The organism is Desulfuromonas versatilis (assembly GCF_019704135.1).
GTDB lineage: Bacteria > Desulfobacterota > Desulfuromonadia > Desulfuromonadales > NIT-T3 > Desulfuromonas_A > Desulfuromonas_A versatilis.
Genome location: NZ_AP024355.1, coordinates 3,848,917 through 3,862,010, shown reverse-complemented (window position 1 = coordinate 3,862,010; position 13,094 = coordinate 3,848,917). Strand labels below are relative to the sequence as shown.

10 protein-coding genes are annotated in these 13,094 nt (G+C 65.3%); all 10 read right to left on the bottom strand.

The features are described from left to right. Positions 1-89: 89 nt before the first annotated feature. The 10 genes from DESUT3_RS17415 to dprA all read right to left on the bottom strand — a co-directional run bounded on the left by DESUT3_RS17415 (position 90) and on the right by dprA (position 13,077). Positions 90-1,619: a sensor histidine kinase gene (locus tag DESUT3_RS17415; protein WP_221249751.1), complete on the bottom strand. Its 1,530-nt coding sequence runs from the start codon at positions 1,617-1,619 to the stop codon at positions 90-92. 75 nt (positions 1,620-1,694) lie between these two features. After that, positions 1,695-2,999: a hypothetical protein gene (locus DESUT3_RS17410; RefSeq protein ID WP_225911551.1), complete on the bottom strand. Its 1,305-nt coding sequence runs from the start codon at positions 2,997-2,999 to the stop codon at positions 1,695-1,697. After that, on the bottom strand, positions 2,996-3,634 hold the full coding sequence (locus tag DESUT3_RS17405; RefSeq protein WP_221249749.1) for an HAD family hydrolase: 639 nt from the start codon (positions 3,632-3,634) through the stop codon (positions 2,996-2,998). Before DESUT3_RS17405 ends, DESUT3_RS17410 begins: the two co-directional genes overlap by 4 nt. Positions 3,635-3,653: 19 nt before the next feature. Further along, complete coding sequence (locus DESUT3_RS17400) at positions 3,654-4,352, bottom strand: YggS family pyridoxal phosphate-dependent enzyme (RefSeq protein ID WP_221249748.1); 699 nt, start codon at positions 4,350-4,352, stop codon at positions 3,654-3,656. Between the two features lie 77 nt (positions 4,353-4,429). Then, positions 4,430-5,035: a Maf family protein gene (locus tag DESUT3_RS17395; protein ID WP_221249747.1), complete on the bottom strand. Its 606-nt coding sequence runs from the start codon at positions 5,033-5,035 to the stop codon at positions 4,430-4,432. 69 nt (positions 5,036-5,104) lie between these two features. Beyond that, positions 5,105-7,141 (bottom strand): diguanylate cyclase, encoded by a 2,037-nt coding sequence (locus tag DESUT3_RS17390; RefSeq protein ID WP_221249746.1) that lies wholly within the window; start codon positions 7,139-7,141, stop codon positions 5,105-5,107. 423 nt (positions 7,142-7,564) lie between these two features. Next, the gene (gene trmFO / locus DESUT3_RS17385; protein WP_221249745.1) at positions 7,565-8,896 is read right to left on the bottom strand and encodes a methylenetetrahydrofolate--tRNA-(uracil(54)-C(5))-methyltransferase (FADH(2)-oxidizing) TrmFO; all 1,332 of its coding nucleotides are present in this window, start codon (positions 8,894-8,896) and stop codon (positions 7,565-7,567) included. A gap of 111 nt (positions 8,897-9,007) precedes the next feature. After that, positions 9,008-11,377 (bottom strand): type I DNA topoisomerase, encoded by a 2,370-nt coding sequence (topA, locus tag DESUT3_RS17380; RefSeq protein ID WP_221249744.1) that lies wholly within the window; start codon positions 11,375-11,377, stop codon positions 9,008-9,010. Positions 11,378-11,487: 110 nt separating this feature from the next. After that, the gene (locus tag DESUT3_RS17375; protein WP_221249742.1) at positions 11,488-11,955 is read right to left on the bottom strand and encodes a DUF494 family protein; all 468 of its coding nucleotides are present in this window, start codon (positions 11,953-11,955) and stop codon (positions 11,488-11,490) included. A gap of 27 nt (positions 11,956-11,982) precedes the next feature. After that, positions 11,983-13,077, bottom strand: a complete 1,095-nt coding sequence (dprA, locus tag DESUT3_RS17370) for a DNA-processing protein DprA (RefSeq protein ID WP_221249741.1) — start codon at positions 13,075-13,077, stop codon at positions 11,983-11,985. Between the last annotated feature and the right edge of the window lie 17 nt (positions 13,078-13,094).

The window sequence follows — 13,094 nt, the reverse complement described above, 5'->3', positions numbered from 1 at the left end:
GGCTCCTTCGGCCCATTGTACTGCTGCTGCCATCTGCGCGCAATGACCGCCCCCCGGCTTGCCGCGGGGTGGCGACCCCTCGGATGGGCTTATTCCTCAGCCGGCGGATCGCCTAGTTCCACCCAGAAGGTGCTCCCCCCGCCGGGTGTTTCCTCCACCCAGCAGCGTCCTTCGAATGACTGGGCGATCTTGCGTACCGTGGCCAGCCCGATGCCGGTGCCGGGATTGTCGCGGCCGGTGGTGCCGCGGTAGAAAAGTGCGAAAATCCGTTCGCGCTCTTCCGCGGGGATGCCCGGTCCATGATCGCGGATGAAAAACCTGACCCGCCCCCCGTTGCGCTCCCCCCCCACCTGGACCGGCCCTTTGGCGGAGAGGCCGTAGCGGAAGGCGTTGCCGATGAGGTTGGAAAAAAGCTGGAAGAGCAGGGTTCGAGGCGCGCGGACAGGGGGCAGGGGAGGGGCAATTTCCATGTTCGCCGCGGCGTGGGGAAACTGGCTCTTCAGGGTCTCAATGACCTCACTGACGATCTCTTCCGTGCAAACCGGGCGTCGGGGCCTCTTCAGGTGCCCGGCCTGGGCCAGTTCGAGCAGATCTTCCAGAAGGACCAGCATTTTATTCCCCTGGGTCTCGATATCCCCGAGAATTTCAGTGGCGTGGCTGTCCAGGCTCCCCTGGTAAGTCTCTTTCAGGTAGCCGGCGAACCCGATAATGGGTGTCAGGGGGGTGCGCAGGTCATGGGAGATGGTGTGGACGAAGGCTTCCAATTCCCGGTTGGCCTCCCGCAGTTTCTCCTCGCCCTGTTTGCGTTCTGTGATGTCCAGGATCTGTGCAACCAGGTGCAGCGGATTTCCCATCCCGTCACGAACCAGGGTGACGCTGAGCAGGGCCCAAATGATGCTGCCCTGCTTGTGGTAATAGCGTTTTTCGAAATGGCACACCAGGGTTTCCCCCGCCAGCAGTTGGCGAATGCAGTCCGGGCCTTTGCCCAGATCCTCGGGATGGGTGAGGCTCTGGAAGTCGGTCGCCAGCAGCTCCGCTTCGCTGTAGCCGAGCATGGTGCAGAACGCCTGGTTGACCTGCTGAAAATGTCCGTCGGTTCCCACCAGCGCCATGCCGTGGGCGGCGGTTTCGAAGGCGCCGCGAAATCTCGCTTCGCTGATCCGCAGAGCTTCGGCAGCCTTTCGGTGTTCCAGACTGTCGCGCCATCTGCGCAGGGCCAGTTCGGCAATTTGGGGAAGAGCAAGCAGGACAGCGTCGGATTTGGCCAGGTAGTCTAGGGACCCGACGCGCCCGTCAAGCTCTGCGGGTTCCGCCGAATCCCCGGGATCGGTCAGGATAATCACCGGAAACGCCGGGTGCCCCTGTTCGACCGGGAACAGCTCGCTCGCTCGGCCATCGGGCAGAACCCGGTCGAGCACCGCCAGAGCGGGGTTGCCTCGGGCCAGGTAGCTCCGTGCCTCGGCGAGACTGGCGGCCAGAACCACCCGCAGGCCTGCGCCCGGGCTGGCGAAGGCCTGGCGAAGCAGCCTGGCCTGCCCGGGGCGTTCGAGAACCACAAGAACGGTGGAAGCCGGCGAACCTGGTGGTTTTTCTTGATCGGCGGATCGTGAATCGGGCACCCTGCACTCCTGCGGAAGTGGATTGACCGAAGGTAGACATGGACCATCATGGGAAAATGTGCAACTGCTTGTTTATTATAACAGCTGCGCGGAGCCCGGCCCGGATGGGAGCAGGCGGCGGCGCTGATGGTGCAGGTACCAGGCCTCGCAGGTTTCCGCGGCAAGCAGCAGAAACACCGCGACCGCCACACCGGGGACGGGGAGGGGGAGCAGGGACAGCAGGCCCCAGCAGAGAAGCAGGAACAGGATCTTGTAGACCACCGAGCGGCCAAGCTGGCGGGTGCGGTCTTCGCCGGTGAACCAGCCGCGCAGCAGGTTGGCCGCCCCGTAGAGGTAGCAGTAGAGCGCGCAGCCGGCCAGCGGCAGGGCGATGTAGGCCCGGGTCTGCTCGTCAAGACCCATCAGGCCGCCGAGCACCGGCGCGCTCAAGGGGTAGGCGATCACCACCGTCAACACTGCCAGGCCGCTGCCGACCCAGCGGAAGAAGCGCACCAACGTAAGATAGTCGACCAGGTCCCGGACCAGGGTCAGGTGGGCCTGCTGCAGGTTGCGCATGGGGCCGCCCAGCAGAAAGATGAAGCCGCGGATGACGCCGAAGGAGGCCAGCGCCAGCGGGCCGTCGGGCAGGCGGCTGATGATGGCGTTGATCAATAGCGGCACGCTCTGCTGCAGGCACGAGGAATAGGCCAGGGGAAAGGCGAAGCGCAGGATCTCAAGGGCCCCGCGCTCCTCCTGGCTGGCGTGGCGAACCCGGCAGCGCCAGGCGAAAAATCCCATCAGCACGGTCTCCACGCCGATGCAGGCGAGCAGGCCGAAGGCACCGAGCACCGCTCCGGCGTACCAGCGCCGCCCCAGGGCGAGAAAACCGAGCAGGGCCACCACCCGCACCAGGGTGGCGAAGGAGACCAGGCCGGTGCGCCGGGCCTGGATCACCAGCCCCTGGAACAGGCCGCGAAAGCCGGTGAGAAAGGGGAGCAGCACCAGGATGCCGAGCACCGCCTTGGCCTGGGCGGCGATCTCCCCGGTCACCCCGAGGATGCGGCCGAGCACGAAATCGCCCAGCGGGGTGAAGGCGACCAGGGCCAGCATGAACGAGACGTAAAGCGCCACCAGCACGACGAAAAACACCGTGCCCCGCAGGGACTTGCGGCCGCGCACCATGGCGATGGTCACCGTATGGTTCTGGTAGGAGGGGGAGGCGAGCAGCAGGTGCAGCACCATGGCCACCGAAAAGGCGGCCAGGGCGGTCACGAAGTCTTCAAGGCGGGCCAGGGCGGCGTTGATGATGGAGTGGGAGACACTCATCATCTGCACGTTGAGCAGCAGCGGAAAGAAAAAGAGCGCGATCTCCTTCTGGGTCAGGGCGGGCCGCTCGCTCAACGCTCCCCCCCGGGAAACAGCCGCGGCAGATCGAAGGGGGAGGCGGCGTGAAAGTCGTAGGGCTCGCCGTCATCGCTGCCGATCCCCCAGGCGCAGAAGCAGGTGCGCACCCCGGCGCCCAGGCCGGCCTTGAGGTCGGTGTGGTGGTCGCCGATCATCACCGCGCTGTCGGCCTTGGCCCCGAGCAGCCGCAGCGCCTCGCGCACCGGGGCCGGGTCGGGTTTTTTGGCCTGGCAGCTCTCGCCGCCCAGCACCACGGGGAAAAAGCCGGAAAGTCCCAGCCCCTCGAGCAGGCGCAGGGAAAAACCGAGCGGCTTGTTGGTCACCACCGCCATCGGCCGGCCAGCGTGCAATTCGAGAAACTCGAGGATCCCCGGGTAGACGACGGTCTGCTCCATCAGGTGCGCACTGTAAAGCTCCAGAAAGCGCTGCAGGCGCGCCTCACTGAATTCCCCCTCGGGGAGCGCCCGGCGCACCAGCGCGGTGGCCCCGTCGCCGACGTAGCTGCGCACCGTCGGGATATCCAGGGGCGGCAGCGCCAGTTCGCCGCGCAGCAGGTTGATCCCCGTGGCCAGGTCGGCCACCGAGTCGATGAGGGTGCCGTCGAGATCGAAAAGGAAGGTGGTGAAGGGCATGACGGGGAATGGCCGCGGCTCAGCCGCCGGCGCGCTGGCGCTCGCCGAAGATGGCGGTGCCGACCCGCACCAGGGTGGCGCCTTCTTCCACGGCCACCTCGAAGTCGTGGCTCATCCCCATGGAGAGTTCGCGCATTTCGACGCCGGGGATGGCGAGCTTTGCGAGCCCCTCGGCGAGCTGGTGCAGCTGGCGGAAAAAGGGGCGCACCTCCTCGGGGTCGTCGCACCAGGGGGGCAGGGTCATCAGGCCGCGGATGCGCAGGTTGGGCAGCCGGGCCACCTGGCGAGCGAGCTCTTCCAGTTCGGCGGCCTCGGTGCCGGACTTGCTCTCTTCGCCGCCCAGGTTCACCTGCAGCAGCACATCGACCCTGCGGCCGAGCTTGCCCCACTGGCGGTCGATCTCCCTGGCCAGCGACAGGCGGTCCACCGAGTGGATCAGGCTCACCTTGCTGCGCAGGTACTTGACCTTGTTGGTCTGCAGCCCGCCGATGAAATGCCACTCCACGGCCGAGCTCACCTCTTCGGCCTTGGCCGAAAACTCCTGGGCATAGCTTTCGCCGAACAGCTGCTGGCCGGCCGCGGCGGCCTCGTCGATCATGGCCGCGGGCTTGGTCTTGGAGACCGCTACCAGGCGCACCTCGGCGGGATTGCGCCCGGCGCGGGCGCAGGCGGCGGCGATGCGCTGGTTGATGGCCTGCAGATTTTCCTGAATGGTCATGGCGCTGTAGGGGCAGACCTGCGAGTCTGCCCTCCTTTGGTGGTCCCACCGCCATGGGCGAACACGCAGGTTCGCCCCTACGGATGGTTTGCGAACAGCTTGGCGGCGCCGAGGCGCTCGAGGACCTCGATGACCTCGCAGAGCGGCAGTCCGACCACGCTGGTGTAGCTCCCCTCGATACCGAGGACCATGAAGGCGCCGATCCCCTGGATGGCGTAGGCGCCGGCCTTGTCCATCGGTTCGCCGGTGGCAATGTACCCCGCGATCTCCGCCTCTGTCAACTCCTTGAAGCGCACCCTGGTGGCCACCGCGCCACAGACCGCAGTGCCGCTCTGGCGGTCGATGACGGCGTATCCGGACCAGACCTGGTGGCTGCGCCCGGAGAGCGAGCGCAGCATGGCGGCCGCCTCGGCCCGGTCGGCCGGCTTGCCGAGGATCTGCTCGTCGCGCACCACGATGGTGTCGCTGCCGATGAACCAGCGGCCGGCCACCTCCGGGCGGTCGGCAACGTCCTGGGCTTTTTCGCGGCTCAGGCGGATCACATGCTCGGCGGGGGATTCTCCGGGGAGAAGCTCCTCCGGGGCGCGGCTCGGCTCCACGCTGAAGGCGATGCCGACCTGGGCGAGCAGGTCGCGGCGGCGGGGTGAGGCCGAAGCCAGGACGATTTGCGATGCAGCAGACATGCGTGGTCCTCGGGGTTGGGCAGACTGATCGGAAAGAATAGCAGGTTTTGCCGGGCGGGAAAAGGCGGATCAGGCGTGATTCTGCTTGAGCTCCTGCAGCGTCTGGTCGTAGAGGACGATGCGGTTGCGGCCCTGCTCCTTGGCCTTGTAGAGGGCCATGTCGGAGGCATTGATCAGGCCGGTGGCCGAGTCGCCGTCCTCCGGAAAAGACGCCACGCCGATGCTGGTGGTGAGCCGCCCCAGGGGCAGGCCGGTTTCCCCGGGGAAGGGGTGATTTTCGATGGCCCGGCGGATGCGCTCGGCGACGAACAGCGATTCCTTTTTCGAGGTGGCGGGCAGCACGATGCAGAACTCCTCCCCCCCGTAGCGGGTCACGATATCCATGTCGCGGGCCGAGCCCTTGAGCAGCGCTGCGCTCTTCTTCAGGGCGTTGTCTCCGGCGATATGGCCGCAAAGGTCGTTGTAGACCTTGAAATTGTCCAGGTCGATGAGCATCACTGTGAAGGGGAGCTTCTGGCGCTGGCTGCGGTTCAGTTCCTCGTTGAGCCGCTCCTCGAGCAGGCGCCGGTTGTGAATGCCGGTCAGCGGATCGGTGACCGACATCTGCTCCAGGGAGCTGGTTCGCTCCAGCGAGGTCGCACGCTCAAGCATCAGCGAGGCATGGGCGGCAAAGGTGGTCAGCAGGTCGAGGTCCGCCTGGGTGAAGATCTGCTGATCCTCCTTGTCGGCCAGGTTGACCACCCCGATAATGCGCTCCTTGAGCTTGAAGGGGATGCTGATAAACGACTTGGTCTTGTAGCGGGGGCGGTTGGGGGTGGCGACGCGGCGGTCTTTCTCGATGTCGTTGACCAGCAGGGGGAAGCCGGTTTTGGCCACCCGGCCGGCGATCCCCTCGCCAATTTCCAGCTTCATGCTGCGGGCCAGCGTCTGGTTCATCCCGAGGGTGGCGGCGATTTTCAGCGCGCTGCCCGTTTCCTCGAGCAGCATCAGCGACCCCCGCGACGCCTGCAGCAGCTCGGCGGACATCTCGACGATTTTTCCGTAGAGTTCCTGTCGGTTTTCCACCAGTGAAAGGGCGCTGATCATGGTGATCAGCCTGCTGGAAAAGTGACTCTCCCTTTGGCGCTCCCGCTCCTGGCGCAGATGCAGCAGTCGACTGGCCGCCCTGCCGGTGAGCAACTCGGCGAACATGCGATCGCGGGCGCAGAGATCGGCATCGGGCAGCAGGACCAGGCCGAAACCCTGGCCATCGCAGGACAGCGGCAGAGCCAGAGCCTGTGCGAATTTCAGTCCCGAAACCAGTGCCGCCGACTCGCTGCTCAGAACCACCGGCTTGCTGCCGGGGTGGCGCTTGAGCACCTCGGCCACCCGGGACGGGGCGGGAGTCAGATCCTTGCCGGAAAGGCCCAGCGCCTGGATCGCCTGGCAATGGCCGGCTTCGTCGGTAACCAGGGTGAGAGCCTGTTTCAGGTCGAACAGCACCACCAGGGTGTCGGTTAACAGGGCGAGCAGCTCCTCCGCCGAGGGGGCGCGGTCCATTTCGGCCGATACCTCGGTGAGGATATGCATCCGGTCGGTGGTCTTCTCCAGGGTCCGGGCATAGATGTTTTTGCCGGTCAGGGCAGGAATCAGCTGGTGAATTTCGCGGGCGGTTTCGCGGACATCTTCGAGGGAGGCGGTGGGCAGTTCTTCCAGGCGCTCGAGCAGGGTTTCGCCGTTGGGCGAGGCGGCGTTGGAAAGGGATTCGAGCTTGGCGAGCTCCAGGTTTTTCTCGCGCACCCCGCCGCCCAGGATGCAGCAGGGGCGGTCGCTCTCACCGAAGAAGGGGACGGCGAAATTGAGCAGGCCTGTCGGGCAGCGGAACACCTCGGGGGCATTGCTGCGGATCGCCGCCTCGGCGGCCTTTTCATGGGCCGCACGGCAACTGGTGTCGCACAGGGAGTTCTCACCGATCCTGGCGCAGAGTGTCAGCCGCTCCCCCTCGCACGCAGCGAGCCCCTCCTGGACGCAGTACAGCGCCAGGTTGAAGGGGGCAAACAGCGGATAAGACCCGATGGCCTTGAGCAGGTCGCCCAGCGGTATCTGGTTTAAAGTGTCCGGTGCCACGGCAAATCCGGAGGTATGAGGAATTAATCAATTCAAGCAGCTATGGTCACGCACTGCTTCTGACCGGCATTACCCCGCCATGTGCTGGAGCAGTGTCGGCGATGCGCCTGGGCCGGAAAAATGCCACAGATAAGGTTCGGCCACCTACCGGAGATGTTTCCGGGGTGGTCAAGGCCCTGAAGCACAGGTTTGGCCAATGCGAAAATGGAGCTGGTGCTGATAGGATGATAATTCTGACTGGTTCGGCAAGAAGGGCCCCCCCTGAAATGCCGTTCCGGTGTGGCTGCGAAAAATATCTGCAGTCCGCATTAAAATATAAGTCTTTTAATGCCGAAAAAGATAGCAGGTTAATCTACAAAACTCAACCGGGAAATGTAGATTAGTAGCTTAAAAATGATTAAAAAAACCCCAGAAACGAAAAAGTCAGGGAGGCCCCGGGAGGGTCCGCTTGCGACTGACCCCTTCCCACCAGGGGGCCAGTTCGGAGAGGGCCCGCTCGGCCATGGCCAGGCGGCGGTCGGCCCGCTTCATCTTGCGCCCTTCCAGGGGGGGGAACAGCCCGTAGTTGACGTTCATCGGCTGAAAGTTCTCGGGGCTCGAGTCGGCCAGGTGGGAGAGCAGGGCCCCCAGGGCGGTGCTGGCAGGGGGGAGAGGGGCGGTTTCGCCGCGCTGCAGGCGCGGGGCGAAGATGCCGGCGAGAAAGCCCATGGCCGCCGATTCGACGTAGCCTTCGACGCCGCTGATCTGCCCGGCGAAGAAGATGCGCGGGTCGCTTTTCAGCTGCAGGGTCCTGTCGAGGCAGGTCGGGGCGTTGATGAAAGTGTTGCGGTGCACGCTCCCCAAGCGGGCGAAGCGGGCGCTCTCCAGTCCCGGAATGGTGCGGAAGATGCGCCGCTGCTCGGGGTAGACGAGCTTGGTCTGGAAGCCGACCAGGTTGTAGAGGGTGGCATGGCGGTCGTCCTGGCGCAGCTGCACCACGGCGAAGGGGACCTTGCCGGTGCGCGGGTCGGGCAGGCCGACCGGCTTCATCGGGCCGAAGGCCAGGGTCATCTCGCCGCGCTCGGCCATCTCCTCGATGGGCATGCACCCCTCGAAGTGGATCATTTTCTCGAAATCCCGCGCCGGAACCTTATCGGCCTGCTTCAGGGCCTCGACGAAGGCGTAGTACTGCTCGCGGTCCAGCGGACAGTTGAGGTAGTCGTCGCCCCCCTTGCCGTAGCGCGAGGCGCGCCAGGCCTTGCTGAAGTCGATGGAATCGGCCTCGATGATGGGGGCGATGGCGTCGTAGAAATAGAGCTGCTCGCTGCCGGTGAGCCGGGCGATCTGCCCCGAGAGGGCTTCCGAGGTCAACGGCCCTGAGGCGACCACCAGCGTCCCTTCCGCGGGGAGTTCGGTGACCTCCTCGCGGCGCAGCTCGATGGCGGGGTGGGCTTCGATGCGCTCGGTGATGTAGGCGGCGAAGGCATCGCGGTCCACGGCCAGCGCGCCGCCGGCCGGCACCGCCGTGGCGTCGGCCGCCTCCATGAACAGCGAGCCGCAGCGGCGCAGCTCCTCCTTGAGGCAGCCCACGGCGTTGTTCATGCCGGCGCCGCGCAGGCTGTTGGAGCAGACCAGCTCGGCCAGGGCCTCCGAGTGGTGGGCGGGGGAGAGGCGTTGGGGTTTCATCTCGTAGAGGGTGACCCGGGCGCCTTCCGCGGCAGCCTGCCAGGCGGCCTCGCAGCCGGCCAGGCCGCCGCCGATGATTTGAATTTGCATGAAAGGATCCAGGAGTCAGAAATCAGAAGCCAGAAGGAAAAATCCAGGAGCCGATGGGGTAGATTCCATTCTGGCTCCTGGATTCTGGATTCTGAATTCTAGAGTTTTACGCTACTCGGTTTTTTTCTTAGGCGCAGCTTTTGGAGCAGCCTTTTTCGCAGTCGCTTTTTTCGCAGGAGCCTTTTTGGCGGTAGTTTTGGCCGGGGCGGCCTTTTTCTCCGGCGGCACCAGCTCGAGCTTCCAGTCGCAGCCTTCCTGGGGGCACTTGCGGAAGGTGCCGTAGCGCTTGGTGACCTTTTCGACGATCACCGGGAAGCTGCATTTCGGACAGGCTTCGGCAATCGGCTGGTCCCACAGGGCGTACTTGCACTTGGGGTAGCGGTTGCAGGAGTAGAAGATCTTGCCGTAACGGCTCTTCTTCTCCATCAGCTCCCCCTCTTTGCAGTCGGGGCAGGTGATGCCCAGGGCCTTGGGCTTGACCAGCGGCTGGATGTTCTTGCAGCCGGGGTAGGCCGAGCAGGCCAAAAATTTGCCGTAACGGCCCGACTTGATCAGCATCGGCGCGCCGCACTTGTCGCACTTCTCGTCGGAAACCTCGGGTTCCTCCTGCTCCTCGCCGGAGAGGGGCTCGGTGTGGCGGCACTCGGGGAAGCCCGAACAGGCCAGGAACTTGCCGGAGCGGCCGAGCTTGATGACCAGCGGCTGGCTGCATTCGGGGCAGCTGCGGTCGGTCTTTTCGGTGGTGACCTCTTCCTTCTTGACCTCCTGCTCCTTCTTTTTGAGCAGGGAGATGAAGGGATCCCAGAACTCCTTGAGCACCGGGCGCCACTTCTCCTCGCCGCGGGAGATGGCGTCGAGGTCCTCCTCGAGTTTGGCGGTGAAGTCGTAGTCGACGTACTGCTGGAAATGGTTGACCAGCAGGTCGTTGACCACCCGACCGACGTCCTCGGGGAAGAAGGTGCGCTTTTCCAGGCGCACGTACTTGCGCTGCACCAGGGTGTTCATGATCGAGGCGTAGGTCGAGGGGCGGCCGATGCCGTACTCCTCGAGGGTCTTGACCAGGCTGGCCTCGGTGAAGCGCGGCGGCGGCTGGGTGAAGTGCTGCTCGGGCAGCAGCCCTTTCTGCGCCAGGGCTTCCCCTTCGTCCAGCGGCGGCAGGGTCCCCTCCTGCTCCTCGGTGGCCTCGTCGGTCCCCTCGATGTAGGCCTTCATGAAGCCGGGGAAGCGGATCACCTGCCCGCTGGCGCGGAAGGTGAAGCGCTCGCCGGCGGCGATGTCGACGCTGGTGGCGTCGAGGATCGCGGCGGCCATCTGCGAGGCCACGGTGCGCAGCCAGATCAGCCGGTAGAGCCGGTATTGGTCGGAGCTCAGATGCGACTTGATCTGCTCGGGGAGGTTGGCGATGGAGGTCGGGCGGATCGCCTCGTGGGCCTCCTGGGCGTTCTTCGCCTTGCTCTTGTAGACCCGGGGCTGGGGCAGGGCGTACTCGCTGCCGTACATGGCGCTGATCACCTGGCGCGCCTCGGTGGTGGCCTCCTCGGAGAGGGCCACCGAGTCGGTACGCATGTAGGTGATCAGACCGACCGAGCCCTCGCCGATGTCGATCCCCTCGTAGAGCTTCTGCGCCACCGACATGGTCTTGCGCGCCGAGAAGCCGAGCTTGCGGCTGGCCTCCTGCTGCAGGGTGCTGGTGGTGAAAGGGGCGGCGGGGTTGCGCTTCTTTTCGCTGCGGGTGATGGCGGCGACGCGGAAACTCTGCTGGGCGATCTCCGCTACCAGCTGCTCGGCTTGGGTCTGGTCGGCGATGTCGAACTTGTCGAGCTTCTTGCCGTCGACGGCGGCCAGGCGGGCCTTGAACTCGGCGCCCTTGGCGGCCCCGAGCTGGGCGTCGATGGTCCAGTACTCCTGGCTGACGAAGTCCTCGATCGCTTTTTCCCGCTCGCAGATCAGGCGCAGGGCCACCGATTGGACGCGGCCGGCGGAGAGTCCGTAGCGGATCTTCTTCCAGAGAAAGGGCGAGAGGTTGAAGCCGACCAGGTAGTCGAGCACCGAACGGGCCTGCTGGGCGTCGACCAGGTCGCGCGAGACGCGCCGCGGTTCGGCCATGGCCTGCTGGATGGCCTTCTTGGTGATCTCGTGGAAGGTGACTCGCTTGACCTTGGGCTTGGCGCTGTCCTCGTCGATCCCCAGGGCCTCGAGCAGGTGCCAGGCGATCGCCTCTCCCTCGCGGTCGAGGTCGGTGGCGAGGATCAGTTCGTCGCTGGAGCTGGCTTCCTTTTTCAGCAGGTCGATCTGCTTGCGGCTTTCAGGCAGAACATGATAGTGGGGCTCGAATTCGTGTTCGACATCCACCATCCCCTGCTTGCTGGGCAGGGCACGCACGTGTCCGTAGGAGGCCAGTACCTTGAATCCCTTGCCGAGAAACTTTTCAATGGTTTTCGCCTTGGCCGGGGACTCGACGATTACCAGTGATTTTGCCATGCATTCCTCTTGTCGTCTGGCGGTGCGGGCAATGCCGGCGACCGTCGCCAGTTTAAGAAATCAAAAAGGCTGCAGGGAATCCTGCAGCCTGGCTTTATCGGGCCCGGTGCTCAGTGGTAAAGCCTGGCCCAGTCGTCGTCCATGAAACAGTCAACTTCCTTTTGCAGGTCGTTGGTCGATCGCGCGAACAGCGTCAGGGCCGCCACCGCCTTGACCTCCTTGACGGAAACCTCCTCCTCGGCCAGCTGCAGGGCCTTGTCGATGATCTCCTCCTGGATGTCGTCGTCGATGATGCCCAGGGTGCGCAGCTTCACCAGAAAGCCGCGGGCCTCGAGGGACAGCCCCCGGACCTCTTCGGGGGAAAACACCCGATTGGTGGCTGCTGCCAGGGGCAGAGCGCCTTTGAGCGGGGGCTGCAGGGAGAGGGCCTCCATCCAGGAGAAGGCGGCATCGATTTCCTCGGAATCAAATCCCTCGGCAAGCAACTCTTCGACAATGTCGGCCTCGCTCATCTGGTCACGGTCTTCCATGACGTACTGGGCGATGATGCTTACGATGGCCAGAACCCGTTCTCTCAAATAAAACTCCTGTCGGCGGTGCCGCGATCAGGCCCGCGGTGCCCGCACATAGCGCATCCCGGAAAGCTGCTGAACCCCTCCCTGAAGCTCTAGGTGCAGTAAAATAGCGGAAACCTCCATGGGTGTCAAGCCACATTTCCGGGCCAGCTCGTCCACGTGGAGGGGGTCGTCGCCGAGGCTTTGATAGAGAACAAGGCTGTTTCCGGAGAGGGTGTCGGCGAAGTGTTCTTCCTGTTCGCGGACCCTGCGCGACGGGGTCCTGGGCCAGAGCGTGTCGAGGATGTCCCGGGCCTCGGTGACCAGTTGGGCGCCCTCCTTGAGCAGCTTGTTGACGCCGCTGCCGGTGGGGGCATTGATGGGGCCGGGCACCGCGAAAACCTCGCGTCCCTGTTCCAGGGCAAAGTCGACGGTGATCAGCGAACCGCTGCCCTCGGCGGCTTCGACAATCAGCACGCCCCGGCAAAGGCCGCTGATGATCCGGTTGCGACCGGGGAAGTGCCCCGCCAGGGGCGGCGTCCCGGGAGGGTATTCGGAAATCACCGCCCCCTGGCGCTCGATTTGCTGGAACAGCCGGCGGTTTTCCGGGGGATAGATCCGGTCGATGCCGCAGCCCAGTACCGCCACGGTTTCCCCGCCCCCGTCCAGGGCGCCCTGGTGGGCGGCGGTGTCGATCCCCCGGGCAAGTCCGCTGACCACGGCGATGCCGTGGCCGGCCAGCTCGGCGCAGACCTCCCGGGTGAAGCGCTGGCCGCTCAGGCTGGCCCGCCGTGCGCCGACCACCGCCAGGGCTTCGCCATCGGGCAGGCGGCCGCGGACGTAGAGCAGGGCAGGAGGGTCGTGAATGGCGCGCAGCAGCGCCGGGTACCGTTCATCCCCCAGGGGCAGGATCCTCACCCCGTCCTGCTCCAGGTCCCGGCGGACCCTGTCCAGCCGTGAATCGTCGGCCCGCGGCAGGGCGCTGGCCACTCCGGGGCGGATGCCCGCCCGTTCGATCCATCCGCCGGGGCCGGCCGCGAGGATCGCCTCGGGACTGCCGAAGGCCTCCACCAGGCGCAGCAGGCCGGCCCGGCCCAGGCCGGGGGTGAGGTGGAGGCGCAGCCAGTTTTTTTCGTCGCTGGTCACGTCAGGGGATCTTTGCA

Excerpts from the sequence above, each read along its gene's own strand:
- trmFO (WP_221249745.1), bottom strand. The coding sequence starts at position 8,896 with ATGCAAATTCAAATCATCGGCGGCGGCCTGGCCGGCTGCGAGGCCGCC.
- DESUT3_RS17395 (WP_221249747.1), bottom strand. The coding sequence starts at position 5,035 with ATGTCTGCTGCATCGCAAATCGTCCTGGCTTCGGCCTCACCCCGCCGC.
- DESUT3_RS17400 (WP_221249748.1), bottom strand. The coding sequence starts at position 4,352 with ATGACCATTCAGGAAAATCTGCAGGCCATCAACCAGCGCATCGCCGCC.
- topA (WP_221249744.1), bottom strand. The coding sequence starts at position 11,377 with ATGGCAAAATCACTGGTAATCGTCGAGTCCCCGGCCAAGGCGAAAACC.
- DESUT3_RS17405 (WP_221249749.1), bottom strand. The coding sequence starts at position 3,634 with ATGCCCTTCACCACCTTCCTTTTCGATCTCGACGGCACCCTCATCGAC.